The following is a 25,851-nucleotide window of genomic DNA, read 5'->3' as shown; positions in this document are numbered from 1 at the left end:
ATGATGGAGATGCAAGGTAGCACCGGTACGGTGCCGCCGGAAACGACCCGCCCGGTCGTCCTGCAGGTCGTGCCGGACCTGCAGGACGGTGGGCTTCAGCGTTCCGCGGTCGACATCGCCGAGGCGCTGACCGCCGCGGGCTGCACCGCGGTGGTCGCCTCGGCCGGGGGGCCGCTGGAGCACCGCCTGACGCGGGCCGGCGCGATCCACGAGTCGGTCCCTCTGGCCAGCCGCAATCCGGCCTCGATCTACGGCAACATCCAGCGCCTGATCGACGTCATCGAGCGCCACCAGGTCGAGATCGTCCACGCCCGGGCCCGCGGGCCCGGCTGGAGCGCGCTGACCGCGGCGGAACGCAGCGGTCGTCACTTCGTTACCTCGGTCCACGCCGCCTATCCCGACGGCAACCTCCTGCAGCGGCGCTACAACGCCGTCCTGGTCCGCGGCGAGCGGGTGATCGCGACCTCGCAGTTCATCGCCGACTACCTGCGCGAGCACCACGGCGTCGACCCGACCCGCTTGCGCCTGATCCGGCGCGGCATCGACCTCACCTCCTTCAGTCCGGACAGCGTGTCCAACGAGCGCCTGATCAAGCGGGTCAACGACTGGCGCCTGCCCGACGGCCAGCCGGTCGTGATGCTGCCGGCACGGCTGGAGCGCCGCAAGGGCCAGGCGCTGCTGCTCGAGGCGGTCGCCCGGCTCGGCGACCTCGACTTCGTCTGTCTCCTGGTCGGCGCGGACTCCGGCCGGGGCAACTACCGCCGCGAGCTCGACGAGGCGATCCAGCGCCACGAGCTGGGCCACCGCTGCGTGATCCTGGACCACTGCGACGACATGCCGGCGGCCTACAAGGTCGCCAACGTGGTGGTCGCGGCGGGCGGCGAGCCACAGTCCTTCGTCCGCACGATCAGCGAGGCCCAGGCCATGGGCCGGCCGGTGGTCACGGTCGATCACGGCGGCGCCGGCGAGCAGGTCATCGCCGGGCACACCGCCTTCCTCGCCCCGCCGAACGACGCCGCCGGCCTGGCCTCGGCGATCCGCCGGGCGCTGGAGCTCACCGAAGAGCAGCGCGAGCACCTGGCCGAGGAGGCCATCACCTTCACCCGGCGGCATTTCTCTCGCGACGAGATGTGCGCGCAGACCCTCGCGCTCTACGATGAGATCCTGCGCCAGGCGATGGCGGCGGCGGCCAGTTGACGGCCGCAGATTTCTTGACAGCCTAGGATGAGCTTCTAGAGTCCGCGCGCTTCAGGAGCGAGATCCATGGCCGACGCCGGAGTCAAAGAGAAGGTCACCATCACCCTGCCGGACGGCAGCCGGCGCGATTTCGACGGGCCGGTCTCCGGCGCCGACCTTGCCGCGAGTATCGGCCCGCGCCTCGCCAAGGATGCCCTTGCGGTGGTGGTCGACGGCGCCCTGCGCGACCTGGCGCGCGACATCGACCGGGACGCGACCGTCGAGATCGTCACCCGCGGCCATCCCGAGGCCCTGCCGTTGCTGCGCCACGACTGCGCCCACGTTCTGGCCGAGGCGGTGCAGGAGCTCTATCCGGGCACCCAGGTCACCTTCGGGCCGGCGACCGAAGACGGCTTCTACTACGACTTCGCCCGCGCCGAGCCCTTCACGCCCGAGGACCTGGAGAAGATCGAGGCGCGGATGCACGAGATCGTCGAGCGCGACGAGGCGATCGAGCGCGAGGTCTGGGACCGCCACAAGGCGATCCGCCACTTCGAGGACATCGGCGAGAAGTACAAGGCCGAGCACATCGCCACCCTGCCGGCTGACGAGGAGATCTCGATCTACCTTCAGGGCGACTGGCTCGACCTCTGCATCGGGCCGCACCTGCCCTCGACCGGCAAGCTGGGGCATGCCTTCAAGCTGATGCGGGTCTCGGGCGCCTACTGGCGCGGCGACGCCAAGAACGAGCAGCTGCAGCGGGTCTACGGCACCTGCTGGGAGACCGAGAAGCAGCTCAAGGCCCATCTCCACATGCTGGAGGAGGCAGAGAAACGCGACCACCGCCGCCTGGGCCGCGAGATGGACCTCTTCCACCAGCAGGAGGAGGCGGTCGGCTCGGTCTTCTGGCACCCCAAGGGCTGGACCCTCTACCGCACGGTCGAGGCCTACATGCGCCGCCGCCTCGACGACGCCGGCTACGTCGAGGTCAAGACCCCGCAGCTCATCGACCGGGCGCTCTGGGAGGCCTCGGGCCACTGGGAGAAGTTCCGCGAGCACATGTTCATAGCCGAGAGCGAGGACCGGGTCCTGGCGGTCAAGCCGATGAACTGCCCGGGCCACGTGCAGATCTTCAAGCAGGGCCTGAAGAGCTACCGCGACCTGCCCCTGCGCATGGCCGAGTTCGGCTCCTGCCACCGCAACGAGCCCTCGGGTGCGCTCCACGGCCTGATGCGCGTGCGCGCCTTCACCCAGGACGACGCCCACATCTTCTGCACCGAGGACCAGATCAACGCGGAGACCGTGATCTTCTGCGAGCTGCTGCGCAGCATCTACCGCGACCTCGGCTTCGAGGACGTCACCGTGAAGTTCTCCGACCGGCCGGCGGTGCGCGCCGGCAGCGACGAGATCTGGGACAAGGCCGAGGCCGCCTTGATGAGCGCCCTGGAGGAGACCGGCCTGGAGTATAGCCTCAACCCGGGCGAGGGCGCCTTCTACGGACCCAAGCTGGAGTTCGTCCTGCGCGACGCCATCGGCCGCGACTGGCAGTGCGGCACCCACCAGGTCGATTTCGTCCTGCCGGAGCGGCTCGACGCCAGCTATGTCGGCGAGGACGGCGCCAAGCACCGCCCGGTCATGCTGCACCGGGCGATCCTCGGCTCCTTCGAGCGCTTCCTGGCGATCATGATCGAGCAGTTCGCCGGCCGCTTCCCGCTCTGGCTGGCGCCGGTCCAGGTGGTGGTCGCGACCATCACCTCGGAAGCCGACGCCTACGCCGCGGAGGCCGCCGAGGCGCTGGCCGGCGCCGGCCTGCGGACGGTCACCGACCTGCGCAACGAGAAGATCAATTACAAGGTCCGGGAGCACTCCCTGGCCAAGGTTCCCGTCATCGCCGTGGTCGGCGGCCGCGAGGCCGAAGGTCGCAAGGTCGCACTGCGCCGCCTGGGCGGAAAGACTCAAGAGATCCTTGCGCTCGACGAGGCAGTCTCTAGACTTGTCGAGGAAGCCGGGCCACCGGCATGATCACTTCTGGTCGGGGCTTGCGGCCCTGCCCGGCGCCGTCGGGGTGCGGGGCGGGGCTTTTACGCCTTTCGACCGGGCTAACTGTTATGGAGGCTATCCATCGCCAGACCACCCTTTGATCCCACGCCGTCCCGCGGTGGGCCGCGCGTGAATGAAAACATCGACAATCGGACCATCCGTCTGATCGATGAGACCGGCGAGAACGTCGGCGTCGTTGCGACCTCGGAGGCACTCGATCGGGCGACCAACGTCGGCCTCGACCTGGTCGAGGTCTCGCCCAATGCGGACCCGCCGGTCTGCAAGATCATGGACTTCGGCAAGTACAAGTACGAGGAGCAGAAGCGCAAGAGCGAGGCGCGCAAGAAACAGAAGATCATCGACGTCAAGGAAATCAAGATGCGCCCGAACATCGACCAGCACGACTACGACGTGAAGATGCGGTCGATCAATCGCTTCCTCGACGACGGCGACAAGGTCAAGGTCACCATGCGTTTCCGCGGCCGTGAGATGGTTCATCAGGACCTCGGCCTCAAGCTGCTCCAGAAGGTTCGCGACGAGCTCGAGGAGGTGGCCAAGGTCGAGCAGTTCCCCCGCCTCGAAGGCCGCCAGATGACCATGGTCATGGCGCCCCGCTAAGGCCGGTGGCCAGGCAGGCCGCCACCGTAGCCCCAACCTCCTTTCCCTCAGGATCCGATCGTGCGGCTCCGGCTTCCCCGTCGGCTCGGCGGGCTTGCCCGGCGCAGGAACTGGGGGCCTTGACGGGCCCGACCGCCTTGCCTTCCGCCCCCGCCCCCGCTATAAAACGCGCCGCTCAAGGCGAAGGCGCGCCGGTGCTTCTTCGAGGGCATGCCCGGCCGCTCTGATGAAATCGCCTGAAATCAATATGTTAGAGGAAGACGAAATGCCCAAGTTGAAGACCAAGAGCAGTGCCAAGGGGCGCTTCCGCCTGTCCGCCAAGGGCAAGGTCAAGCGCAACTACGCCGGCAAGCGCCATTTCATGCGCCGCCGCTCCCAGAAGATGATCCGAAACGCCCGCGGCACCACCATCGCCTCGGCGCCGGACGCCAAGATCATCAAGCGCAATTTCCTGCCGTACGGCTTCTAGCGCCGGGGAGCGAGAGACATGGCAAGAGTCAAGCGCGGCGTCACCGCGCACGCCAAGCACAAGAAGGTCATCAAGAAGTCCTCGGGCTACCAGGGCCGGGGCAAGAACGTGTTCCGCGTCGCCGTCGAGCGGATGGAGAAGGCGCAGCAGTACGCCTACCGCGACCGCCGGGTCCGCAAGCGCAACTTCCGCGCCCTCTGGATCCAGCGGATCAACGCCGGCGCCCGGGAGCACGGCCTGACCTATTCCCAGTTCATGAACGGCATCCACAAGGCCGGCATCGAGGTCGACCGCAAGGTCCTGGCCGACATCGCGCTGCGCGAGCCCGAGGCCTTTAAGAGCTTGGTGGATCAGGCCCAGGCCGCGCTGAGCCAAGCTCGCTAACGCGGTTTCAGGGGCCGGAGGGGCGGCCCTGGAACCGAGCGAGGGGCCGCCGGTCGAAGCAAGACAGGCGGAGCGCGAAGATGGAGCACCAGAACCTCGACGACCTGAAGAGCAGCCTGCTGGGCCAGGTGGCCGACGCCGCCGACCTTGAGGCGCTGGAGCAGGCGCGGGTGCGGATCCTCGGCAAGAAGGGCCAGGTCACCCAGCTGATGAAGACCCTGGGCGGACTCACGCCCGAGGAGCGCAAGGAACGCGGCCAGGCCTACAACCGGATCAAGGACGCGGTCGCCGAGGCGATCGAGGCCCGGCGCCAGGACCTGGCCGACGCCGATCTGGAGCAGCGCCTTCAGGCGGAGCGCATCGACGTCTCCCTGCCGGCGCGGCCCGACCGGGTCGGCCACATCCACCCGATCAGCCGCACCGTCGAGGAGCTGGTCGCGATCTTCGGCGAGATGGGCTTCGGCGTCGCCGAGGGGCCGCACGTCGAGGACGACTTCCACAACTTCACCGCCCTCAACATCCCCGAGGAGCACCCGGCCCGGCAGGAGCAGGACACCTTCTACCTGCCGCCGCGCGACGCCGACGGCCCGCCGATGGTGCTGCGCACCCACACCTCGCCGGTCCAGATCCGGACCATGCAGTCGGTCGAGCCGCCGATCCGGATCATCGTGCCCGGCCGCACCTTCCGCTGCGATTCCGACGCCACCCACTCGCCGATGTTCCACCAGGTCGAGGGGCTGGTGGTCGACGAGACCACCCACATGGGCCACCTCAAGGGCACCCTGATCGAGTTCTGCCGGGCCTTCTTCGACATCGACGACCTGCCGGTCCGCTTCCGGCCCAGCTACTTCCCCTTCACCGAGCCCTCGGCCGAGGTCGACATCGGCTGCACCCGCGCCGACGGCCAGCTCAAGATCGGCCACGGCGACGACTGGCTGGAGATCCTGGGCTGCGGCATGGTCCATCCCAAGGTGCTGGAGAACTGCGGCATCGACTCCACCAGGTACCAGGGCTTCGCCTTCGGCATGGGGATCGAGCGCATCGCCATGCTGAAGTACGGCATCCCCGACCTGCGCACCTTCTACGACTCCGACCTCCGCTGGCTGAAGCACTACGGCTTCCTGCCCCTGGAGACCCCGAGCCTGGTCCGGGGGATCTAGTGATGCATCGCGGGAAGAGCGAGGAACTGTCGACGGTCACCCCCTCCCTAGCCCTCCCCCATCAAGGGGGAGGGAATGAGGCGCAGGCCACAGCAGCGCGTCCCCTCCCCCCGGCGTGGGGGAGGGACAGGGTGGGGGGGACGCCGACGGCGTTCGACCTTTGGAGGGGAGGCCGGTCATGAAGTTCACCCTGTCCTGGCTGAAGACCCACCTGGAGACCGAGGCCTCGCTGGAGGAGATCACCGACAAGCTGTCGATGATCGGCCTCGAGCTGGAGGGCGTGGAGGACCGCGGCCGGGCGCTGGCGCCTTTCACCGTCGCCCGCGTCAAGGAGGCCAGGCCCCACCCCGACGCCGACCGGCTCAAGGTCTGCATCGTCGAGACGCTGGACCACGGCGAGGTCCAGGTGGTCTGCGGCGCGCCCAACGCGCGGACCGGCATGATCGGCGTCTTCGCCCCGGTCGGGACCTACATCCCGGGCACCGGCGTCGACCTCAAGACGGGCACCATCCGCGGCGTCGAGTCCAACGGCATGCTGGTCTCCGAGCGCGAGATGGGCCTCTCCGACGAGCACGAGGGCATCATCGAGCTGCCCGCGGACGCCCCCTTCGGCGCGCCCTTCGCCACGGTCATGGGTCTCGACGACCCGGTCATCGACATCGCGATCACCCCCAACCGGGGCGACTGCCTCGGCGTGCGCGGCGTGGCGCGGGACCTGGCGGCGGCGGGCCTCGGGACCCTCAAGCCCCACGACTTCGCCGAGGTGCCGGGCAGCTTCGACAGCCCGGTCAAGTGGCTGCGCGACTTCTCCGAGGACACGGCCGAGGCCTGCCCCTTCGTCGCCGGGCGCAGCTTCCGCGGCGTGAAGAACGGGCCCTCGCCCAAATGGCTGCAGGACCGCCTGCTGTCGATCGGCCTCCGGCCGATCTCGGCCCTGGTCGACATCACCAACTTCGTCACCTTCGACCTGGGCAGGCCGCTCCACGTCTTCGACGCCGCCAAGCTCGAGGGCGACCTGACCATGCGCCTGGCCCAAGCGGGCGAGGAGATCCTGGCCCTCGACGGCAAGTCCTACGTCATGGACGCCGAGATGGCGGTCATCGCCGACGAGGCCGGCCTGCAGGGCATTGGCGGGGTCATGGGCGGCGAGCTCTCGGGCTGCACCGAGGAGACCACCGAGGTCTTCCTCGAGGTCGCGCTCTTCGATCCGGTGCGCACCGCCGCCACCGGCCGCAAACTTGGCATTATCTCCGACGCCCGCTACCGCTTCGAGCGCGGGCTCGATCCGGAATCGGCCCGCTGGGGGCCCGAGGTCGCGGCGCGCCTGATCCTGGAGATCTGCGGCGGCGAAGCGAGCCAGGTGGTCACCGCCGGCACGATCCCGGACTGGCGGCGCGAGATCGCCCTGCGACCGGAGCGCAGCGCCACCCTCGGCGGCCTCGATCTGCCGGCCGAGCGTCAGCGCGAGATCCTGGAGCGCCTCGGCTTCGAGGTCGAAGCGGGCAAGAAGGCGATCGCGATCCAGGTGCCCTCCTGGCGCCCCGACGTCGAGGGCGAGGCCTGCCTGGTCGAGGAGGTGCTGCGGATCCACGGCTACGACGAGATCCCCGTGGTGCCGCTGGTGCGCGAGACCGTGCTGTCCCACGGCGTGCTGACCCTGGCGCAGCGGCGCGAGACCTTCGCCCGCAACGCCCTGGCCTGGCGCGGCCTGGACGAGACCGTGACCTTCTCCTTCATGTCCTCGGAGCTGGCCCGGCTCTTCGCCGAAGTACCGGAGAGCCTGCGGCTGCTCAACCCGATCAGCGCCGACCTCGACGTCATGCGGCCCTCGATCCTGCCCAACCTGGCGGTCGCCGCGGCGCGCGCCGCCGACAAGGGCCTGGGCGACGCTGCGCTCTTCGAGATCGGCGGCCAGTACCGCGACAACACGCCCCACGGCCAGGACGAGGTCGCCGCGGGCCTGCGCGCCGGGTCCTTCGGTCCGCGCCACTGGGCGGGCGCGCGAGAGGTCGACGCCTTCGACGCCAAGGCCGACGCCCTGGCGGCGCTGACCGCCTGCGGCGCGCCGGTCGAGAACCTGCAGGTCACCGCCGACGCGCCCGGCTGGTACCATCCCGGCCGCTCCGGCTGCCTGCGCCTGGGCCCCAAGGTCCTGGCCAACTTCGGCGAGCTGCATCCCAAGGTGCTGCGCGCCATCGATCTCAAGGGCCCGGTGGTCGCCTTCGAGGTCCATCTGGGCACCATCCCGGCGCCCAAGGCCAAGGCGAGCGGTAAGCTGCGCCCGGCGCTCCAGACCTCGGCCCTGCAGCCGCTGGAGCGCGACTTCGCCTTCGTGGTCGACGCCGAGCTGCCGGCCGAGAAGCTGCTGCGCGCCGCCAGGGGGGCCGACAAGGCGATGGTGACCCGGGTCGACGTCTTCGACGTCTACCAGGGCCAGGGCGTCGAGGACGGCAAGAAGTCCCTCGCCATCGCCGTCACCATCCAGCCCCGCGACCGCACCCTGACCGACGCCGAGATCGACGCCATCGGCCAGAAGGTCGTCCAGCAGGTCGAGAAGGCGACGGGTGGGGTGCTGCGGGGCTGAGGTTTACTCCGCCAGCACATTGACTCGCGGCCAAGTTGCCGGCCAGTTCTTCCGGGCCATTCGAGCCCGGTAAGCGCCCGATCGCTTGGCGCGGGCGTGCGGGGTCGGGCGCACGGTCAGGGCGAAGATGTCGTCGAAACCGAAAGGGGCGAGCAGCTCGAGCTCGCCCGTCCCGGTCAGGCGGATGCCGACCGCCGAGACCGTCTCCAGCCAGTGGCGCAGCGCGTCTTCGGTCGAAGTGTAGGGCCGGTCGCCGTTGGTGTGGTGCATGCGGGCCTGGTTGCGGATGGACCAGGGCAGGCCGGGGGACAGCTTCCGCAGCTCCGCCTCCAGCGTCCGATCCCGCTCCTTCGTGTGGTCTTTTGGATCGAAGTAGACCATGTCCAAGTCGTTGAGCGGCGTTGCCGCGGCGTAGCCGTGCAGGCTGTCCCAGATCGGGTTGCGCAGGACGCCGGCCGCGGCCCAGCAATCCGGCAGGCCGAGCGCCGCCACCGCGCGCAGGGCGTCGAGGCGCCAGGGCGCGGCGGCGAAGATCTCGATGACGCGGTCGGCGGTGGTGGACATGCAGCGCCTCACTCCAACGCAACCCACCCTTGGCTCCTCTTTCTGTCATAGCCGGGCTTGACCCGGCTATCCATGGTGCCAGTTGCTCGATGGATGCCCAGGTCAAGCCCGGGCATGACAGTGGTGTGGGTATCGATTGGGTAGCATCTCCAGGTCGGGATTGCGCCTTCCTCATCAATCCCATCCCGTCACAAAGCTATCACCCGGATGACGGCGTTGTGTCATGCTGGGCCGGAACACTTCGAGGTTGCGGGTGGTCGTCGCGGCCGCGCCTGGGGAAACGCCGTTCCAGGGGATTTCGACATGCCTTTTCTTCGCGGAAGCTTCCGTCTTGCGGCTGCAACCCTGGCCCTTGCCGGCGTCGCGCTCACCGCTACCGCCGCCTCGGCCGACGACGGCTTTCCCTTCCGCGCCACGACCCTGCGGGTCGCGACCTTCAACGCCTCGCTCAGCCCCTTCAGCCTGGGCGGGCTGGAGGCGCAGCTCGCGGACCCGTCGGATCCCCAGGCGCGGGCGATCGCCGAGATCATCCAGCGGGTCGATCCCGACGTGCTGCTGATCAACGAGTTCAACTTCGATGAGAACGACGGCGGCGAGAGCCGGGCCCTCGCGCTCTTCCTGGAGAACTTCCTCGAGGTGCCGCAGAACGGCGCCGCGCCGATCCGCTTCGACCACGTCTTCCTGGCGCCCTCGAACACCGGCGTGCCTTCTGGCCTCGACCTGGACAACGACGGCAGCATCGGCGGCGGCAACGACGCCTTCGGCTTCGGGTTCTTTCCCGGCCACTTCGCCATGGTGCTGCTGTCCAAGCACCCGATCCGGGAGGCGCAGGTGCGGACCTTCCGCAACTTCCTCTGGAAGGACATGCCCGGCGCCCTGCTGCCGGACGACCCTGCCACGCCCGAGCCTGAGGACTGGCACTCGGCCGAGGAGCTGGCGGTCTTCCGCCTCTCCTCCAAGAGCCATTGGGACGTCCCGATCGAGGTCGCCGGCCGGGTCGTCCACCTCCTGGCCAGCCATCCCACCCCGCCGGTCTTCGACGGGCCCGAGGACCGCAACGGCACCCGCAACCACGACGAGATCCGCTTCTGGTCGGACTACGTGCTGCCCTTCCGCGGCCGCTACATCTACGACGACGCGGGGCGGCGCGGCGGCCTGCGCTTCGGCCGGCCCTTCGTGGTGCTGGGCGACCTCAACGCCGACCCCTTCGACGGCGACAGCACCGGCAACGCGGCGCGGCAGCTGCTGCGCAACCCGCTGATCGCCCGGCGGCCGGTGCCGGCCAGCGACGGCGGGGTCGAGGCGGCGGCCCTCCAGGGCGGGGAGAACGACACACACCGGGGCGATCCGGCCTTCGACACCGCCGACTTCGGCGACGCCGCGCCCAGCCCCGGCAACCTGCGGGTCGACTACGTGCTGGCGTCGCGCCAGCTGCGGATCAAGCGCGCCGAGGTCTTCTGGCCGATCCAGGGGGACCCCTTGGCCGCCCTGGTCTCCGCCTCGGACCACCGGCTGGTCTATGTCGACGTGAAGCTGCTGCCGGGCTTCGGCGGGCCCTTCGCCTCGGCGGCGGACTGAACGGCACGGTCGGACCCGGCCTCAGACCGCAAGCAGGCCCACCGCCCCGTACGGTGGGCCTGCCACCAGCGACCGCCTGGAGAGGGGTCAGGCGGCGCTGAGAGTCCCTTCCTCGAGGAAGGGATAATCCGTATAGCCACGGCCGTCGCCGCCGTAGAAGGTCTCGCGGATCGGCGTGTTCAGCGGGGCGTCGCGCCGGAACCGCTCCGGAAGGTCGGGGTTCGCCAGGAACAGGCTCCCGAAGGCGACGAAGTCCGCTTGGCCGCCGGCGATCGCCTCGATCGCTCGCGACCTGTCATAGCCGTTATTTGCGATATAGGGTCCGCCGAAGGCCTCGCGCAAGCGGCCGTGGTCGAGTTCCGCGTTCTCCTGGCCGGTCATGTCGCCCTCGACGACGTGGAGGTAGGCGAGGCCCATGGGCGCCAGCAGTCCGGCGACGCGCAGGAAGGTTCCCTGCGGGTCGCCGTCGCGGATGTCGTTGAAGCTGTTGAGCGGCGAAAGGCGGACGCCGACCCGTCCGGCGCCGAGCACCTCGGCCGCCGCCGACACGACCTCGAGCAGCAGCCGGGCCCGGTTTTCGACCGAACCACCGTAGGCGTCGTCGCGGCGGTTGCTGCCGTCGCGCAGGAACTGGTCCAGCAGGTAGCCATTGGCGGCGTGGATCTCGACCCCGTCGAAGCCGGCCGCCTCGGCGTTCTCCGCGGCCCGGCGGAAGTCGGCGACGATGCCCGTTATCTCCTGGGTCTCCAGGGCCCGCGGGGTGCCGAAGGGCTGCAGGCCGTCATAGGTCATGGCCTCGCCGGCCGGCCGGATCGCCGAGGGCGCGACCGGCCGGGCACCGCCCGGCTGCAGCGAGGCATGGGAGATCCGCCCGGTGTGCAAGATCTGCAGGAAGATCCGGCCGCCGGCGGCGTGGACGGCCTCGGTCACCCGGCGCCAGCCCTCGACCTGGTCGCGGCTGTGGATCCCCGGGGTGTCGGGATAGCCGCGGGCCTGAGGCGAGATGTCGGTGGCCTCGGTGATGATCAAACCGGCCGAGGCGCGCTGCCGGTAGTACTCGACGTTGAGCGGTCCGGGGACGCCGTCGCGGCCGGTCCGGTTGCGGGTCAGCGGCGCCATGATCACCCGGTTGGGCAGGGTCAGCGCGCCCAGCCGCCCCGGCCGGAACAACACCGCGGCCTCGGTCTGGCCCTTTTCGATCTGGTCTTTCGGCATCCTCGTTCTCCTCGATCATGCCCCTGTGGGCGGGTCAGATAATGGACCGATCGGTCCAATTTGGTCAAATAAGCAAGTCAGTCCAGAGCCTTGAGGGTGATCTCCACGACGTCGGTCAGATCCTCGCGCACTGGCCGGGTCTTGCTGACCACGATCAGGCCGTTGAGCGCGGAGTTCAGGTAGCGGGCCAGGGCCTTGGGGTCGCGCTCGGGAGAGATCTCGCCGGCCGCCTGGCCGCGCCGGACCGCGGCCTCGAAGGCCGCCTCGAAGCGGCCGAAGACCTCCATCACCCGGCGACAGGCGGCGGGGTCGCGGGCCGCCTGCTCGACCGCGCAGTTGTTGGAGAAGCAGCCGCGCGGCCCGGCGGCCTCGGTGCAGCCCTCGACCACCTGGGTGAAGGCGCCGCGAATCGCGGCGCGCGCGGGCATGCCGGTCTCCAGTGCCGCGATGCTGCGCGCGACCACGACATCGCGGTAGCGCTCCAGGGCCTTGAGGAAGAGGTCGTGCTTGCTGCCGAAGGTTTCGTAGAGGCTGCTCTTGCTGAGCCCGGTGGCGGCCAGGAGGTCGGTCAGCGAGGTCGCCGCGTAGCCCTTGGCCCAGAAGACTTCCATCGCCTGGTCGAGGGCGGCGGTCTCGTCGAAGGTCTTGGGTCGGCCCATGGCGCCTTGTCCGGGTCTCGAAGCGGTTTCCGAACCATTCGGTCCGAAAAGATTTGGGTGGTCCGATCGCCGATGTCAAGCGGGAGCCGAAAGCCGTCGGCGGCCTGGGGATTCACCTTCTGGAGAGCGGTCCGGCGCTATAGTCCGGTGCCAGACCACAGGACCCCGCATGAGCGACGCCACCTTCGATGCCGGCCTCGCGGCCGCGCAGCCGCCGCAGAAGCGCTTCTGGGAGCAGGGCCGCCTCGGCAGGAGCGCGCCCTGGCTCTTCGCCCTCTCGCTGCCTCTGATCCTCGTGATCTTGCTGCTGGGCATGTTGGTCGCGGGCATGCTGTTGGGGGCTTTCGATCCCTCCGGGATCGAGTCGCTGGCGCGGGGCGACTGGCGCGAGCAGCCCCTGTCAACGGCCCTGTTCAGCTTCGGCTTCGTCATGCTGCCCTTCGTCTTCCTGCTGATGGCGGTGTTCCTGGCCAACAGGCTGGTGCACGGCCGCAGCCCGCGCAGCCTGCTGACCGGACGGGCCCGTTTCCGGTGGTCCCAGACCCTGAGCAGCCTCGCGGTGATCCTGGTCCTGGCCCTGGCGGTCCTGGCGGCCGGCCGGTTGTTGTCGCCCGAGGCCGTGGTCTTCGTCCTCGATCCCCAGGCCTTCCTGCTCTTTCTGCCCCTGGTCCTGATCCTGGTGCCGATTCAGGTGCTGTCGGAGGAGGTCTTTTTCCGCGGCTACCTGGTGCAGGCGATCGGCCGCTTCTTCACCCGGCCCTGGGCGGCGATCTTGCTGCCGACCCTGCTGTTCTGGGGCGCCCATCTGAACAACGGCCCGGTTTTGCAGGGCGGCCTCTGGGCGGTCGCGGTCTACGGCATCATGGCCTTCTACCTGACCTTTCTGGCGGTGACCGGCGACGGCCTTGAGCATCCCCTAGGCGTGCACCTGGGAATCAACCTCTTCGCCTTCCTGATCCAGGGCGCCGCGGGCGACGGCTATCGGACGCCGACGGTCTTCGTCACCGAGCCCGAGGGCTACGAGTTCACCCTCTTCGCCACGGTCGTGATCTTCGCGGTCCACTATGTCCTGGTGGTGCGCCCAGGGCGCGGCGCCGGCCCGGCGTGACCGCCCGGCGGTCTTTCCTTGTCTTTGGCCCCGCCGGGCCTTAGATAGCTGCCCGACAGCCATTCCGCGTCGGGGCCATGACCGAGCTTTCGCATATCCGCAACTTCGCGATCATCGCGCACATCGACCACGGCAAGTCGACCCTGGCCGACCGCATCATCCAGTTCTGCGGTGCGGTCGAGGACCGCGAGATGCGCGAGCAGCTGCTCGATTCCATGGAGCTGGAGCGCGAGCGGGGCATCACCATCAAGGCCCAGACCGTGCGCCTCTCTTACCAGGCACAAGATGGCGAGACCTATCAGCTCAACCTGATCGACACCCCGGGCCACGTCGACTTCACCTACGAGGTCAGCCGCTCCCTGGCCGCCTGCGAGGGCTCGCTGCTGCTGATCGACGCCAGCCAGGGAGTCGAGGCCCAAACCCTGGCCAACGTCTACCTGGCGATCGACAACGACCACGAGGTCGTCCCGGTGCTCAACAAGATCGACCTGCCGGCTGCCGAGCCCGAGCGGGTCAAGGCGCAGATCGAGGAGGTCATCGGCCTCGACGCCTCGGACGCCGTCGAGATCTCGGCCAAGACCGGGCAGGGGGTCGGGGAGGTCCTCGAAGCCCTGGTCCGGCGCCTGCCGCCGCCCGTAGGCGATCCCGATGCGCCGCTCAAGGCCCTGCTGGTCGATTCCTGGTATGACGCCTATCTGGGCGTGGTGACCCTGGTCCGGGTGGTCGACGGCCGGCTCAAGACCGGCGCCAAGATCCGCATGATGGCGACCGGCGCGGTCCACCAGGTCGACCGGGTCGGGGTCTTCTCGCCGAAGATGCAGAACACCGGCGAACTGGGCCCGGGCGAGATCGGCTTCCTGACCGCTTCGATCAAGTCGGTCGCCGACTGCCAGGTCGGCGACACCCTGACCGAGGAGCGGCGCCCCGCCGAGACCGCGCTGGCCGGCTTCAAGCCCAGCGTGCCGGTGGTCTTCTGCGGCCTCTTCCCGGCCGACGCCGCCGACTACGAGGACCTGCGCGAGAGCCTGGCCAAGCTGGCCCTCAACGATTCCAGCTTCGAGTACGAGGCGGAGACCTCGACCGCCCTGGGCTTCGGCTTCCGCTGCGGATTCCTGGGGCTGCTGCACCTGGAGATCATCCAGGAGCGCCTGGAGCGGGAGTTCAAGCTCGACCTGATCACCACTGCGCCCAGCGTGATCTACAAGGTCCACCTGACCGACGGCCGCATGCTGGAGCTGCACAACCCGGCCGATCTGCCCGAGGTCACCCGGATCACCAAGATGGAGGAGCCCTGGATCAAGGCGACGATCCTGGTTCCCGACGACTACCTCGGCGCGGTGCTCAAGCTCTGCGAAGACCGGCGCGGCATTCAGTCCGACCTGACCTATGCTGGCAACCGGGCCATGGTGGTCTACGACCTGCCGCTGAACGAGGTGGTCTACGACTTCTACGACCGTCTCAAGTCGATCAGCCGGGGCTACGCCAGCTTCGACTACCAGATCGACCACTACCAGGAGGCGGACCTGGTCAAGGTCTCGATCCTGGTCAACCAGGAGCCGGTCGACGCCCTGGCCATGATCGTCCACCGCAGCCAGTCCGAGACCCGGGGCCGGGCGCTTTGCCAGCGGCTCAAGGACCTGATCCCACGACAGCTCTTCAAGATCGCGATCCAGGCGGCGATCGGCGGCAAGGTCATCGCCCGCGAGACGGTCAGCGCGCTCCGCAAGGACGTCACGGCCAAGTGCTACGGCGGCGACGTGACCCGCAAGCGCAAGCTGCTGGAGAAGCAGAAGAAGGGCAAGAAGCGCATGCGGCAGTTCGGCAACGTCGAGATCCCGCAGTCCGCCTTCATCGCCGCCCTCAAGATGGACGACGGCTGAGGCGAAGCCGCCCACGGGCAGGCCTTGGGGCCTGAGATCGGTGTCAGAATCCGGGCGGGGAAAGCCGGCGCAGCGGCAGGCAGTCGCCGCGGCCGCTGGCCGCGAGGATCTCGCCTTCGGCATCGGCTTCGAACTCGAAGTCGCAACCCAGGATCAGGACCCGGCCCGGGATACAGGGCCCGACGCTGCGAAAGCCCGTCGAGCTGCATTGGGGCGGTTGGACGTAGCGGCGCTCGGCATGCCAGGAGTAGACCCTGTGCCCGCCTAGGTCGTCCTCGATCTTGTCCGGCACGCCCCAGCTCGCGATCAGCGCGCCGACCGGTTGGCCGACCCAGCTTGCGGCCAGGTCCCCCGGCTCCGTCCGCTTCGCGCAGGCCGCCAAGCTCAACCCGAGTACCGCCGCGAGGAGGAGTCGTCCGATCATGCCGACCTTCCGGTGCGAAATCCGCGCGCCCGACGGTTTCGCGCCCCGTTTCCGCTAAAGGTCCGGGCGAATCCCGGACCAGGCTCGCGCGCCGAGTCGCGGCACAGTGTTCCGGATAGATTTATGGATTGTCCATGCCTTGTTCCAAGCACTTCTCGAGTCGCGGGTCGAGATCCTCGGTCCGAGGCGCCGTCAGACCAGCCCGAGCTCCCGCAGTTCCGCTTCGCGCCGGCCGAGATCCTGCGACAGGAAGAACTCGTCCAGCTGCGGCGGCTCGACCGGAGTCTCCTTCAGGAGGGCATGGACCTGGCCGCGATGGTGGACCTGATGCAGGAAGAGGTGCAGCAGCACGCTGCGCACCGGGTCCTGGAGCGGTTTGCCATCATAGCCGCTGAGCGTCACCGGCGCCTCGAGACCGGCCTCGCTCAGGGACAGGGTCAAGTCCAGCAGCCGACGATCCGCGCTTTCCTGGGCCGCGGTCAGCCCCGGCAGGTCGGGGGCGAGCTCGACGTGGTAGTCGAAGCGGTCCTCCGCCCGTCCCGCCAGGCGGTCCAGGTAATAGCGATCGATCAGCAGGATGTGGTTCAGGGTGCCGTGGATCGAGCCGAAGAAGGCGGCGCGGCGCGGCTTGCGGTACTCGCCACCGCTGAGCTGCGCGCAAGCGCCGTGGAGCCGGTGGTTGGACCAGAGGTTGTTGCGGGCCAGGATTGCGAAGTGGCTGCAGAGGTCATGCATGTCGTCGCCCCAGAAGCCAGGCGATGATGCCGAAACCGACGCCCGCGAGTCCGAAGACCACCACCGCCGGCTGCTGCACCAGGGGGAAGATCAGATGATCCCAGAGGGCGACCGAAAGGTAGCGCTCGGTCACCGACTGCACCAGGTTCAGGCTGCCCGGGCTGAGCCAGAACCACAGGGCGCCCAACGCCATGAAACGGGTGCCACCGGCCTCGGCCTCGCCGAAGACGGCCAGGCCCAGAAGCGCAGCGGCGATCAGAAGAAGCAGGCCGGTCAGACACCAAAGGCCGGCCAAGAGGATGCGTCCGGAACGTCGTGCGGCCATCGGCGCAAGCTAGCAGGCCCGCCGCGTCCAGGCCAGCCGTGCCGGCGGCGCCTGCTGACAGCCGCTGGCAGCACCGTTGCCGCGGGGCCGCGGCTTCCGTCCGGGGACCGCGCCAATGCCGTTGCATCCGGGGCTGCCGCGGGCTAACGTCCCGCCCCGCGTCGGGGCCTCCATCGTCCCCGGATGCCGACGCGGAGGGGTGGCCGAGCGGTCGAAGGCGCGCGCCTGGAAAGTGCGTATACGGTGAAGAGCCGTATCGTGGGTTCGAATCCCACCCCCTCCGCCATCCTGCTTCGCGCTCCGCGCTTCGCAGGATTTGCCGCGATCTCCCATGCGAAGCAGGTTGCCCTTCGAAGCTTTAGCGAAGAAGGGCTTCCGACATGCATTACGTCTATTTGATTGAGAGCGTTCAGCAACCGCCACATCGCTATGTTGGCCTGACAACCGATCTCAAGCAACGGATCGCAGACCACAATTCTGGCAAGTCCGCGCACACCGCCAAGTTCAAGCCGTGGCGGCTGGTGACGTATGTCGCATTCTCTGATGAGGCCAAGGCGGTATCGTTTGAGCGCTATTTGAAATCCGGCTCCGGCCACGCATTCGCGCGGCGGAGGTTATGGTAGCTGCCGTTAGGACCAGCAAGCCAAGTCCCAGAGGCGGGTTCGCTCGAGACTGCCTGCACCGCCACCAAGTCTCTGAAACAACGAACTTAGGAACCACCACGCTAGAACAGCCTGCGTTCATTCGAACGCAGATGAGCTGCTCTATCTATATGAGATAGATCAAATTATCTGCGCTCAATTGAGTCCAATTGAGCGCAGTTTGATCTAGCCCCCGGCCATGCGGGGCAGGATGTGGACCTCGCTGCCGGGCGGGATGGGCTGGAACCAGGCGCTGCGGTAGAGCTCGCCGTCGATCGCCACGGTGACGCCCTTCTCGATCACCGGCTTGAGCTTGGGATGATCCTCGCTGAGGCGGGTCAGCAGTTCGCGGATGTTGGCGGCCTCCAGCTCGAACTCGGACCGGCCGTCGGCCGCCGCCTGCAAGGGCCCGGCGAGGGTGACCCGAACCATGGGCTCAGCCGTCCTTTGCCCCGGCCCCCTTGGCATCGTTCAGGGCCTTGAGGATCCGCGGCGGCGACATGGGCACCTCGGTCAGCCGCAGCCCCGTGGCGGCGGAGACCGCGTTGGCGACGGCCGCCAGGGGCGGCACGATGGAGGACTCGCCGACCCCGCGCACGCCGTAGGGATGGCCGGGGTTCGGCACTTCGACGATGACGGTGTCGATCATCGGCAGGTCGGATGCGACCGGGACCCGATAGTCCAGGAAGCCCGGGTTCTGCAGCTTGCCGTCGGCGCCGTAGATGTACTCCTCGTTGAGCGCCCAGCCGACACCCTGGGCCGCGCCGCCCTGGAACTGCCCCTCGACGTAGGCAGGATGGACCGCCTTGCCGGCATCCTGGGCCACGGTGTAGCGCAGGATCGTGACGCGGCCGGTCTCCGGGTCGACCTCGACGTCGACCATGTGCGTGGCGAAGCTGGGCCCCGCGTTCTCGGCAGAGTATTCGTGGTGTCCGGCGATTGGCCCGCCGGTGTTGGCGGCCGTGGCGGCGATGTCCTTCAGGGACAAGGGCTCGAAGTCGCCGGCGTTGGAGCCGGCCGGGCGGGCCTGGCCCTGCGCCCACTCCACCGCCTCGACCGGGATCCCCCAGGTCTGGGCGGCGCGGGAGCAGAGTTTCTGGATCGCGTCTTCGGCGGCGTGGATCGTCGCCATGCCGCTGGCGAAGGTGGTGCGGCTGCCATCGGTCACGTCGTTGTAGCCCAGCGATGAGGTATCGGCGACGATGGCCCGGACCCGGTCGTAGTCGATGCCCAGCGCCTCGGCCGCCATCAGGCACATCGAGGCCCGCGAGCCGCCGATGTCGGGCGTGCCGACCGCCAGGACGACCGTGCCGTCCTCGTTGATGTTGAGCGAGACGCAGGTCTGGCCGCCGAAGTTGAACCAGAACCCGCTGGCGATGCCGCGCCCCTGGTTGGGGCCGAGCGGCTCGGCGCGGTTCGGATGGCTCCTGACCGCCTTGAGGGTCTCGACCAAGCCGACCGGTCCGAAGCGCGGTCCGTAGGCGGCCTTGGTGCCTTCCTTGGCGGCGTTCTTCAGACGCAGCTCGATCGGGTCGATGCCGATCCTGCCGGCCAGCTCGTCGACGACGCTTTCCACCGCGAAGGCCGACATGGGCGCGCCAGGGGCCCGGTAGGCAGCCTGCTTGGGCCGGTTGGCGACGACGTCGTAACCGACCACCTTGACGTGCTCCAGGTCGTAGCAGGCGAAAGCCGTCATGGCGCCGAGCTCGACCGGCGAGCCCGGGAAGGCGCCGCCCTGATACTTGAGCTCGGCCTCGCCGGCGGTGATGCGGCCGTCCTTGGTGACGCCCATCTTGACCCGGACCGCGGTGCTGGCGGTCGGACCGCTGGCGCGGAACACCTCGTCGCGCGACATGACCAGCTTGACCGGTCGGCCGGCCTTGCGCGACAGGGCGAGCGCCACTGGCTCGATGAAGACCGTGGTCTTGCCGCCGAAGCCGCCGCCGATCTCCGAGGCCGTCACCCGCAGCCCCGAGGTGTCGATGCCGAGCAGGGCGGCACAGGTGTCGCGCACCATGAAGTGGCCCTGCGTGCAGCACCAGAGCTCGCCCTGGCCGTCGGCGCCCAGGCTGGCCAGGCAGGCGTGGGGCTCGATGTATCCCTGATGCGCCGCCTCGGTGCGGAAGCTGCGCTCGACGACTTCGTCCGCCCGGGCGAAGCCGGCCTCGATGTCGCCCAGAACCCACTCGGAACGCTTGGCGACGTTGGACGGTCTCGTCGGCGCCGGCTCGACTCCCTCGGTGAAGAGGTCCTCGTGCAGCAGCGGTGCGTCGGCCGCCATCGCGGCCTCGACGTCGGTGACGTGGGGCAGCGCTTCGTAGTCGACCTCGATCAGGCGCAGAGCCTTCCTGGCCACCGCCGTGGAGGCCGCCGCGACCGCGGCCACGGCGTGGCCCTCGTAGAGTGCCTTGTCCCGGGCCATGACGTTGTGCAGCAGGTCGCGCAGGTCGTCGTCCCGGTCTTCGAAGTCATCGCGGGTGACCACGGCCTTGACGCCGGGCAAAGCGCCGGCCCTGGAGACGTCGATGGCGCGGATCCGGGCGTGGGGGTGGGGGCTGCGCAGGATCTTGCCGATCAGCATGCCCGGCGCGGTCATGTCGGCGCCGAAGCGGGCGCGGCCGGTCACCTTGTCGACGCCGTCCGGGCGCAGGGGCCGGGTGCCGACGGTCGAGAAGCTCCGCTTCTCAAGGTCGGACTTCACATCAAGCGGCATGGCTCGTCGTCCTCAGTTCGCGCGCGGCGTCGAGAACCGCGCGCACGATCTTGTCGTAGCCGGTGCAGCGGCAGAGGTTGCCGGCCAGCCAGTAGCGAACCTCGGTCTCGCTCGGATCCGGATTGCGATCCAGCAGCGCCTTGGCCGCCATCAGAAAGCCCGGCGTGCAGACGCCACACTGCAGGGCCGCGTGCTCCAGGAACTTGCGTTGCAGGGGATGCAGGTGCTCGCCTTCGGCCAGGCCCTCGATGGTGCGGATCTCCCGGCCTTCGGCCTCGGCGCCCAGGACCAGGCAGGAACAGACCAGGCGGTCATCGAGCAAGACGCTGCAGGCGCCGCAGTCGCCGGTGCCGCAGCCTTCCTTGCTGCCGGTCAGGCAGAGCCGGTCGCGCAGCACGTCGAGCAGGGTCTCCTCCGGCTCGCAGAGCAGCTCGACAGCGTCGCCGTTCACCGTGGTCGTGACATGGATCTGGGACATCGTCTCTCCTAGGTCTTGGCCTTGGCGCGCGCCAGCGCCGTCTCCGCCGCCCGCCGTGCCAGGACGCCGGCGACCTCGGTTCGGAATTCGATCGTGCCGCGCTTGTCGTCGATCGGCTGGCAGGCGGCCGAGGCCGCAGCCGCCAGCGCGTCCAGGGCCGCGCCGTCGAGGGGCGTCCCGATCAGGGCCGCGGCCGCCTCTTCGACCAGGAGCACGCGCGCCGCCACGGCGCCCAAGGCGACCCGCGCCGCGCGGCAGGTGCCGTCATCCTCCAGCACCAGGCTGACCCCGGCGCCGACCACGGCAATGTCCATCTCGGTCCGCGGGATGAAGCGCAAGTAGGCATCGGACGCCTTGCTCGGCCGGGCGGGCAGAAAGATCGATTCCACCAGCTCGCCTGCTGCCAAGGCGGTCTTGCCGGGCGCGACGGCGACCTCGGCCACCGGCAGCGCGCGCCTGCCACGGGGCCCGGCGATGCTGGCGACAGCATCGGCGGCGACCAAGGCCGGGACGGTATCGGCGGCCGGCGAGGCGTTGCAGAGATTGCCGGCAAGGGTGGCCCGGCTCTGGATCTGGGAGGAGCCGATGAGCTCGGCAGCGTCGACCACGCCGGGCCAAAGGTCGCAGACCCCCTCGTGCTCGCTCAGCTCCGCCGCAGAGACCGCGGCGCCGATGCGGAAGCCGCCCGCCTCCGGCGTGATCCTCCGCATCGCCGAAATCCGCTTCACGTCGACCACGAGCTCCGGTTCTGTGAGGCCGGAGCGCAACTGGACCAGGAGATCGGTGCCTCCCGCCAGCACACGGGCCGGGCCGGGCTCGTCGGCGAGCAAGGCCACCGCCGCCTCGATCGTCTCGGGGGCTTCATATCGCATGGTTGCTGCCTTCTCTCCCGACACCAATGCCATCGTCCTCGGGCCGACCGATCTCGCACCGGCGAGCCCAGGCCGCCCGGCGATACCTGCACGCCACAAGGATTAAGCGCCGATCGTTTCCCGGCGGCAAGCCCCCGCGGTCCTGCAGCGGCAGGCTCTTCTCCGGAAGCAGGGCGTCTTCCGGCCGGAAACGCGATCCGCCACCCATTCGCGAGCTTGTTGCACAAATGGATAATGAGCGCTCACGGCGCCGTCATCTGGCTCGGCCGGGCCCGGCGCGGCGTCTGAGCGTCGAAAGAAGCCGGCATCAGGGCTCCTCGGTCGGTGCGGCGACGGCCGGTGCCGGCCGCAGCCCGTCCTCCATCCAGGCGGTGAAGAGGGTATAGCCGAGCGCCAGCACCACCGGCCCGACGAAGAGGCCGAGAATTCCCATCGAGAGGATGCCGCCGATGGCGCCGACGAAGACAACCAGCAACGGCACCTTCACGCCGCGTCCGAGGACGAAGGGCTTGAGGACGTTGTCGAGGATGGTGACGAGAAAACACCAGATGGCGAAGATGATCGCGGTCGTGATGTCGGCGGCGTAGAACTCGTAGATCACAACCGGGATCATCACCAGGGTTGGTCCGATCTGCACGACGATGAGGAGGAGGCAGATCAGCGCCAGCAGCCCGGCACCGGGCAGGCCGACGGCCAGGAAGCCGAGCCCGGCGAGGATCGACTGGATCAGCGCGACGCCCAGGATGCCGTAAGCGACACTGCGAATCGTCGCGCGCGCCAGGTCGGCGTAGACCGGTCCCCGCTCTCCCATGAGGCGAGTCGCGATATCGCCCGCGACCCGCTCGCCGCCGGCCGCATTCACCAGCAACGCGGCGGCAATGAAGATCGCGACGATGAACTGCAGCAAGCCGATGGCAACCGTACCAACGAAGTTGAGCAGCCAGCTGCCAATCACCTTGAGCTCCGGCTCGAGCTGGCCCAGAGCCTCCTGAATATTGGTCGAAGCCAGGACCCAGAATTCGAATAGCGGCTTGCCGACGAACGGCCAGGCCTCGATCTCCGTCGGTGGCGGCGGCAGGTCCAGCACGCCGTCGCTCAAGTCGTTCGCGACGAAACGCACCGCATCGACCAGGGTGCCGGCCAGCAGGAGCGCCGGGGTGATCACCACCAGGAGGAAGATCACGACGTAGACCGTTGCCGCCAGGCCGCTCCGTCCCCTGAGCGCCCATTGCAGGCGGACGTAGGCCGGATGAGTCGCGACCGCGATGATGATGCCCCAGATGATCGGCGCAACGAAGGGTCGCACGACGGTGAAGCACCAGGCGATCAGAAGCAGTACAAGGCCAACACGGATTGCGACGTTCAAGCTGCGCTCTATGAAGGCGTCGCTGCCCTGGGACGTTCCGCCGCTTTCCATGCCAGGACCTCTCCTCGCTGTCGTCTGTGGTGGCCGCCGCTGTTCGCTGCCGAACACAGTCGCATTCTTGGCCGGGCCGGGTCTGGCCGCAAGGGTCAAGAGGCCGCAGGCCTGTGCGGGTCCTCCTTTGTCTCGTCCTTGCGGGCCGACCCGGTGCCTGGCGCGGAGGAAACGTTGACCGGCAACCCAGCCGCTGCGCTAGAGTGCTCCCGCGCGTCCGCGCGCGGGAGAGCTGAAGAGGTCTGGGAGGCGCGGGATGGCCGACTTCGATCTGGTGGTGCGTGGCGGCACCGTCGTCACGGCCGGCGACACCATGCGCTGCGACGTCGGCGTCGCAGGCGAGCGGATCGCCGCGTTGGGTGTGGACCTCGGGCCGGGCGTGCGGGAGATCGACGCCACGGGCGCCTACGTCCTGCCGGGCGGGGTCGACAGCCACTGCCACATCGAGCAGATGTCCTCCGCCGGCGTGATGACCGCCGACGACTTCCATTCAGCGACCGTCTCCGCCGCCTTCGGCGGCACCACCACGGTGATTCCCTTCGCCGCCCAGCACCGCGGCCAGTCCCTGCGCCAGGTGGTCCAGGACTACCACGCCTGCGCCGGCCCCAAGGCGGTGATCGACTACGCCTTTCACCTGATCGTCTCCGACCCCAGCGAGAGCGTCCTGGGGCAGGAGCTGCCGGCCCTGATCCGCGACGGCTACAGCTCCTTCAAGGTCTACATGACCTACGAGCGCCTGAAGCTCGACGACCGCCAGCTGCTCGACGTGCTGTCCGTCGCCCGGCGCGAGGGCGCCCTGGTCATGGTCCATGCCGAGAACCACGATGTCATCGCCTGGATGACCGAGCGCCTGCTGCAGGGCGGCCACGTCCTGCCGCGGCACCATGCCCTGAGCCATGCCCGGGCCGCCGAGGGCGAGGCCACCCACCGCGCGATCCGCCTCGCCGAGTTCCTCGACGTGCCCTTGCTGGTGGTGCACGTCTCGGCGGCGGAGGCGATGGACGCGATCCGCGCGGCCCAGACCCGCGGGCTCAAGATCTACGGCGAGACCTGCCCGCAGTACCTGTTTCTCACCGCGGCCGACCTGGATCGCGACGGTCTCGAGGGCGCCAAGTTCTGCTGCAGCCCGCCGCCGCGCGACACGGCCGACCAGGAGGCCATGTGGCGGGGCCTCGCGAACGGCACCTTCCAGGTCTTCTCCTCCGACCACGCGCCCTATCGCTTCGACGAGAGCGGCAAGCTGCCGCGCGGCGACAAGACCACCTTCAAGGAGATGGCAAACGGCGTGCCGGGCCTGGAGCTGCGCCTGCCATTGCTGTTCTCGGAAGGGGTCGGTGGCGGCCGCCTGTCGCTCAACGACTTCGTCGCCCTGGCCTCAACCAACGCGGCCAGGCTCTACGGCCTCTACCCGCGCAAGGGCAGCCTCGCGGTCGGCGCCGACGCGGACCTGGCGATCTGGGATCCGGAGAAGACGGTCGACGTCAGCTACGACCTGCTGCACGACCGGGCCGGCTACACGCCCTACGAGGGGCGGCGGATCACCGGCTGGCCGGTTACGGTCCTCAACCGCGGCCGCATCGTGGTCGAGGACGGTGAATTGCAGGTCGCCCGCGGCAGCGGCACCTTCCTGCCCTGCGACCCGCCCGAAAGCGCCAGGCCCCTGGGCCGCGCCGCCCCGGAGCTCGACCCCGCGTCCAACGGTGGCATCGACCTTGGCTGGCCGTGAGGCAATGTCACTTGTCGTCGAGCAAGCAAGGAACTTCACCACCGCTGTCATTGCCGGGCTTGACCCGGCAATCCGTCGCGCAATCGGCACGATGGATGCCCGGATCACGTCCGGGCATGACAGCGTGATTGATGCGACCTGCCGAGACCGACTAAGCCAGGCCCATCTGCTGCAGGACCGCGCGGCAGAGCGCCGTCTCGGGGTCGGCGAGGTCGTAGAGCACGGAGAAGTGGTTGCGGTCGGGCACCTCGAGGAAGCTGGCCGGCCCAGCGCTCGCCTCGAAGGCCCGGCGGAAGTCGAGGGTCTGCTGGATCCAGCCGGCCGGTTCCTCGGCGCCGACCGCCAGGAGCAGCGGCAGGGCGCGCCGCGGCGGGTGCAACGTCGGCGAGTTGCGCGCGGCCATCTCCGCGGTCAGGCGGACGTCGTCGTTGACCGAGATCCGGAGCACCGGCGCCAGGTCGTAGACTCCGCTGATCGCCGTCACCCCCTTGATCGGCTCGGGCGGCAGGCCGTGCTGCCCCGGCCAATCCTCCAGCAGCGCCATGACCGCGAGGTGGGCGCCGGCGGAATGCCCGGAGAGGAAGATCCGCTCCGGATCGCCGCCATAGGCCGCGATATTGCGGTAGGTCCAGGCGACGGCGGCGCGGGTCTGGGCCACGATCCGGTCTAGGGTCACCGCCGGGCAGAGGTCGTAGTTGATCGCGACCACCGTTGCGCCGGCTGCGACCAGGGCCTCGGCGGCGAAGCTGTGGTCGCTCTTGTCCAGGGCGCGCCAGTAGCCGCCGTGGACGAAGACCTGGACCGGCGCGCCCGCGCTCGCGGCGGGGAAGACATCGAGGCGCTCCAAAGGGCTTTTGCCGAAGGGCAGGTCCAGCACCGCCTCGAGCTTCGCGCGGCTGACGGCGCTGCGCGCGGCGTAGTCGGCCAGGTGGGCCTCGAAGCCCGGCGCCGCGACCCGGGGGTTGAGGTGCCGTTCCAGCTCCTCGTCGGTGAGCGTGCGATGGTCCATTGCGAGCCTCGAGGTCCGGGTTGCGGGCCCTTCGGCAATAGCACAGCTCCGGGCGCGCGGGCAGTCCCGTCAGGTC

At 69.1% G+C, this 25,851-nt stretch carries 24 protein-coding genes and 1 tRNA gene; 13 read left to right on the top strand and 12 right to left on the bottom strand.

Annotated elements, in window-relative coordinates:
- From QNJ30_11265 to pheT, 7 genes are all read left to right on the top strand, one after another.
- The gene (locus tag QNJ30_11265; GenBank protein MDJ0944039.1) at positions 1 to 1,197 is read left to right on the top strand and encodes a glycosyltransferase family 4 protein; all 1,197 of its coding nucleotides are present in this window, start codon (positions 1 to 3) and stop codon (positions 1,195 to 1,197) included.
- A gap of 66 nt (positions 1,198 to 1,263) precedes the next feature.
- Positions 1,264 to 3,198, top strand: coding sequence for a threonine--tRNA ligase (gene thrS, locus QNJ30_11260; protein MDJ0944038.1), 1,935 nt, complete (start codon positions 1,264 to 1,266; stop codon positions 3,196 to 3,198).
- Between the two features lie 147 nt (positions 3,199 to 3,345).
- The gene (infC, locus tag QNJ30_11255) at positions 3,346 to 3,834 is read left to right on the top strand and encodes a translation initiation factor IF-3 (protein ID MDJ0944037.1); all 489 of its coding nucleotides are present in this window, start codon (positions 3,346 to 3,348) and stop codon (positions 3,832 to 3,834) included.
- Between the two features lie 265 nt (positions 3,835 to 4,099).
- Positions 4,100 to 4,303 (top strand): 50S ribosomal protein L35, encoded by a 204-nt coding sequence (rpmI, locus tag QNJ30_11250; protein MDJ0944036.1) that lies wholly within the window; start codon positions 4,100 to 4,102, stop codon positions 4,301 to 4,303.
- Between the two features lie 18 nt (positions 4,304 to 4,321).
- A complete protein-coding gene (gene rplT, locus QNJ30_11245; GenBank protein ID MDJ0944035.1) occupies positions 4,322 to 4,687 on the top strand; it encodes a 50S ribosomal protein L20 in 366 nt (121 codons plus the stop codon).
- Positions 4,688 to 4,767: 80 nt separating this feature from the next.
- A complete protein-coding gene (pheS, locus tag QNJ30_11240; GenBank protein ID MDJ0944034.1) occupies positions 4,768 to 5,847 on the top strand; it encodes a phenylalanine--tRNA ligase subunit alpha in 1,080 nt (359 codons plus the stop codon).
- A 178-nt stretch (positions 5,848 to 6,025) separates the two neighbouring features.
- A complete protein-coding gene (gene pheT, locus QNJ30_11235) occupies positions 6,026 to 8,431 on the top strand; it encodes a phenylalanine--tRNA ligase subunit beta (GenBank protein ID MDJ0944033.1) in 2,406 nt (801 codons plus the stop codon).
- A 3-nt stretch (positions 8,432 to 8,434) separates the two neighbouring features.
- Here pheT and QNJ30_11230 read toward each other — a convergent pair whose 3' ends face one another.
- The gene (locus QNJ30_11230; protein ID MDJ0944032.1) at positions 8,435 to 8,995 is read right to left on the bottom strand and encodes a nucleotidyltransferase family protein; all 561 of its coding nucleotides are present in this window, start codon (positions 8,993 to 8,995) and stop codon (positions 8,435 to 8,437) included.
- 303 nt (positions 8,996 to 9,298) lie between these two features.
- Between QNJ30_11230 and QNJ30_11225 the strand changes: the two genes are divergently transcribed.
- On the top strand, positions 9,299 to 10,573 hold the full coding sequence (locus tag QNJ30_11225; GenBank protein ID MDJ0944031.1) for an endonuclease/exonuclease/phosphatase family protein: 1,275 nt from the start codon (positions 9,299 to 9,301) through the stop codon (positions 10,571 to 10,573).
- 87 nt (positions 10,574 to 10,660) lie between these two features.
- On the opposite strand, the gene QNJ30_11220 is transcribed toward QNJ30_11225, so the two are convergent.
- A complete protein-coding gene (locus QNJ30_11220) occupies positions 10,661 to 11,788 on the bottom strand; it encodes an alkene reductase (protein MDJ0944030.1) in 1,128 nt (375 codons plus the stop codon).
- Between the two features lie 77 nt (positions 11,789 to 11,865).
- Positions 11,866 to 12,447, bottom strand: a complete 582-nt coding sequence (locus tag QNJ30_11215) for a TetR/AcrR family transcriptional regulator (protein MDJ0944029.1) — start codon at positions 12,445 to 12,447, stop codon at positions 11,866 to 11,868.
- Positions 12,448 to 12,616: 169 nt separating this feature from the next.
- Here QNJ30_11215 and QNJ30_11210 point away from each other — a divergent pair, with 169 nt between their 5' ends.
- Both QNJ30_11210 and lepA read left to right on the top strand, forming a co-directional pair.
- Complete coding sequence (locus tag QNJ30_11210; GenBank protein ID MDJ0944028.1) at positions 12,617 to 13,555, top strand: type II CAAX endopeptidase family protein; 939 nt, start codon at positions 12,617 to 12,619, stop codon at positions 13,553 to 13,555.
- A 77-nt stretch (positions 13,556 to 13,632) separates the two neighbouring features.
- Positions 13,633 to 15,435: a translation elongation factor 4 gene (gene lepA, locus QNJ30_11205; protein ID MDJ0944027.1), complete on the top strand. Its 1,803-nt coding sequence runs from the start codon at positions 13,633 to 13,635 to the stop codon at positions 15,433 to 15,435.
- A 43-nt stretch (positions 15,436 to 15,478) separates the two neighbouring features.
- Here the strand turns inward: lepA and QNJ30_11200 are convergent, their stop codons facing one another.
- The 3 genes from QNJ30_11200 to QNJ30_11190 all read right to left on the bottom strand — a co-directional run bounded on the left by QNJ30_11200 (position 15,479) and on the right by QNJ30_11190 (position 16,919).
- Complete coding sequence (locus QNJ30_11200; protein ID MDJ0944026.1) at positions 15,479 to 15,859, bottom strand: hypothetical protein; 381 nt, start codon at positions 15,857 to 15,859, stop codon at positions 15,479 to 15,481.
- Between the two features lie 192 nt (positions 15,860 to 16,051).
- Positions 16,052 to 16,594, bottom strand: a complete 543-nt coding sequence (locus tag QNJ30_11195; GenBank protein ID MDJ0944025.1) for a DinB family protein — start codon at positions 16,592 to 16,594, stop codon at positions 16,052 to 16,054.
- A complete protein-coding gene (locus QNJ30_11190) occupies positions 16,587 to 16,919 on the bottom strand; it encodes a hypothetical protein (protein MDJ0944024.1) in 333 nt (110 codons plus the stop codon). Before QNJ30_11190 ends, QNJ30_11195 begins: the two co-directional genes overlap by 8 nt.
- Before the next feature lie 193 nt (positions 16,920 to 17,112).
- Here QNJ30_11190 and QNJ30_11185 point away from each other — a divergent pair.
- Positions 17,113 to 17,205 (top strand) — tRNA-Ser (locus QNJ30_11185).
- A gap of 94 nt (positions 17,206 to 17,299) precedes the next feature.
- Positions 17,300 to 17,542, top strand: coding sequence for a GIY-YIG nuclease family protein (locus QNJ30_11180; protein MDJ0944023.1), 243 nt, complete (start codon positions 17,300 to 17,302; stop codon positions 17,540 to 17,542).
- Positions 17,543 to 17,746: 204 nt separating this feature from the next.
- Here QNJ30_11180 and QNJ30_11175 read toward each other — a convergent pair whose 3' ends face one another.
- The 5 genes from QNJ30_11175 to QNJ30_11155 form a co-directional block, all read right to left on the bottom strand.
- On the bottom strand, positions 17,747 to 17,992 hold the full coding sequence (locus QNJ30_11175) for a MoaD/ThiS family protein (GenBank protein MDJ0944022.1): 246 nt from the start codon (positions 17,990 to 17,992) through the stop codon (positions 17,747 to 17,749).
- A gap of 4 nt (positions 17,993 to 17,996) precedes the next feature.
- Complete coding sequence (locus QNJ30_11170; GenBank protein MDJ0944021.1) at positions 17,997 to 20,273, bottom strand: xanthine dehydrogenase family protein molybdopterin-binding subunit; 2,277 nt, start codon at positions 20,271 to 20,273, stop codon at positions 17,997 to 17,999.
- Positions 20,263 to 20,751 (bottom strand): (2Fe-2S)-binding protein, encoded by a 489-nt coding sequence (locus QNJ30_11165; GenBank protein ID MDJ0944020.1) that lies wholly within the window; start codon positions 20,749 to 20,751, stop codon positions 20,263 to 20,265. Before QNJ30_11165 ends, QNJ30_11170 begins: the two co-directional genes overlap by 11 nt.
- Before the next feature lie 8 nt (positions 20,752 to 20,759).
- Positions 20,760 to 21,623: a xanthine dehydrogenase family protein subunit M gene (locus QNJ30_11160; protein MDJ0944019.1), complete on the bottom strand. Its 864-nt coding sequence runs from the start codon at positions 21,621 to 21,623 to the stop codon at positions 20,760 to 20,762.
- A gap of 307 nt (positions 21,624 to 21,930) precedes the next feature.
- On the bottom strand, positions 21,931 to 23,040 hold the full coding sequence (locus QNJ30_11155; protein ID MDJ0944018.1) for an AI-2E family transporter: 1,110 nt from the start codon (positions 23,038 to 23,040) through the stop codon (positions 21,931 to 21,933).
- Between the two features lie 256 nt (positions 23,041 to 23,296).
- Between QNJ30_11155 and hydA the strand changes: the two genes are divergently transcribed.
- Positions 23,297 to 24,766 carry a dihydropyrimidinase gene (gene hydA / locus QNJ30_11150; GenBank protein ID MDJ0944017.1) on the top strand — a complete coding sequence of 490 codons (1,470 nt, stop codon included), beginning with the start codon at positions 23,297 to 23,299 and terminating at the stop codon, positions 24,764 to 24,766.
- Between the two features lie 151 nt (positions 24,767 to 24,917).
- Here hydA and QNJ30_11145 read toward each other — a convergent pair whose 3' ends face one another.
- On the bottom strand, positions 24,918 to 25,775 hold the full coding sequence (locus QNJ30_11145; protein ID MDJ0944016.1) for an alpha/beta hydrolase: 858 nt from the start codon (positions 25,773 to 25,775) through the stop codon (positions 24,918 to 24,920).
- Positions 25,776 to 25,851: the final 76 nt, after the last annotated feature.

The organism is Kiloniellales bacterium (genome assembly GCA_030066685.1).
Classification (GTDB): domain Bacteria; phylum Pseudomonadota; class Alphaproteobacteria; order Kiloniellales; family JAKSBE01; genus JAKSBE01.
The sequence above is the reverse complement of the archived record's forward strand: the minus strand, read 5'-3'. Positions and strand labels throughout refer to the sequence as shown.

Bases quoted from the DNA above. Each gene is read 5' to 3' on its own strand.
- QNJ30_11265 (MDJ0944039.1), top strand. From the start codon at position 1: ATGATGGAGATGCAAGGTAGCACCGGTACGGTGCCGCCGGAAACGACC.
- thrS (MDJ0944038.1), top strand. From the start codon at position 1,264: ATGGCCGACGCCGGAGTCAAAGAGAAGGTCACCATCACCCTGCCGGAC.
- rpmI (MDJ0944036.1), top strand. From the start codon at position 4,100: ATGCCCAAGTTGAAGACCAAGAGCAGTGCCAAGGGGCGCTTCCGCCTG.
- rplT (MDJ0944035.1), top strand. From the start codon at position 4,322: ATGGCAAGAGTCAAGCGCGGCGTCACCGCGCACGCCAAGCACAAGAAG.
- pheS (MDJ0944034.1), top strand. From the start codon at position 4,768: ATGGAGCACCAGAACCTCGACGACCTGAAGAGCAGCCTGCTGGGCCAG.
- pheT (MDJ0944033.1), top strand. From the start codon at position 6,026: ATGAAGTTCACCCTGTCCTGGCTGAAGACCCACCTGGAGACCGAGGCC.
- QNJ30_11230 (MDJ0944032.1), bottom strand. From the start codon at position 8,995: ATGTCCACCACCGCCGACCGCGTCATCGAGATCTTCGCCGCCGCGCCC.
- QNJ30_11225 (MDJ0944031.1), top strand. From the start codon at position 9,299: ATGCCTTTTCTTCGCGGAAGCTTCCGTCTTGCGGCTGCAACCCTGGCC.
- QNJ30_11220 (MDJ0944030.1), bottom strand. From the start codon at position 11,788: ATGCCGAAAGACCAGATCGAAAAGGGCCAGACCGAGGCCGCGGTGTTG.
- QNJ30_11215 (MDJ0944029.1), bottom strand. From the start codon at position 12,447: ATGGGCCGACCCAAGACCTTCGACGAGACCGCCGCCCTCGACCAGGCG.
- QNJ30_11210 (MDJ0944028.1), top strand. From the start codon at position 12,617: ATGAGCGACGCCACCTTCGATGCCGGCCTCGCGGCCGCGCAGCCGCCG.
- lepA (MDJ0944027.1), top strand. From the start codon at position 13,633: ATGACCGAGCTTTCGCATATCCGCAACTTCGCGATCATCGCGCACATC.
- QNJ30_11200 (MDJ0944026.1), bottom strand. From the start codon at position 15,859: ATGATCGGACGACTCCTCCTCGCGGCGGTACTCGGGTTGAGCTTGGCG.
- QNJ30_11195 (MDJ0944025.1), bottom strand. From the start codon at position 16,594: ATGCATGACCTCTGCAGCCACTTCGCAATCCTGGCCCGCAACAACCTC.
- QNJ30_11190 (MDJ0944024.1), bottom strand. From the start codon at position 16,919: ATGGCCGCACGACGTTCCGGACGCATCCTCTTGGCCGGCCTTTGGTGT.
- QNJ30_11180 (MDJ0944023.1), top strand. From the start codon at position 17,300: ATGCATTACGTCTATTTGATTGAGAGCGTTCAGCAACCGCCACATCGC.
- QNJ30_11175 (MDJ0944022.1), bottom strand. From the start codon at position 17,992: ATGGTTCGGGTCACCCTCGCCGGGCCCTTGCAGGCGGCGGCCGACGGC.
- QNJ30_11170 (MDJ0944021.1), bottom strand. From the start codon at position 20,273: ATGCCGCTTGATGTGAAGTCCGACCTTGAGAAGCGGAGCTTCTCGACC.
- QNJ30_11165 (MDJ0944020.1), bottom strand. From the start codon at position 20,751: ATGTCCCAGATCCATGTCACGACCACGGTGAACGGCGACGCTGTCGAG.
- QNJ30_11160 (MDJ0944019.1), bottom strand. From the start codon at position 21,623: ATGCGATATGAAGCCCCCGAGACGATCGAGGCGGCGGTGGCCTTGCTC.
- QNJ30_11155 (MDJ0944018.1), bottom strand. From the start codon at position 23,040: ATGGAAAGCGGCGGAACGTCCCAGGGCAGCGACGCCTTCATAGAGCGC.
- hydA (MDJ0944017.1), top strand. From the start codon at position 23,297: ATGGCCGACTTCGATCTGGTGGTGCGTGGCGGCACCGTCGTCACGGCC.
- QNJ30_11145 (MDJ0944016.1), bottom strand. From the start codon at position 25,775: ATGGACCATCGCACGCTCACCGACGAGGAGCTGGAACGGCACCTCAAC.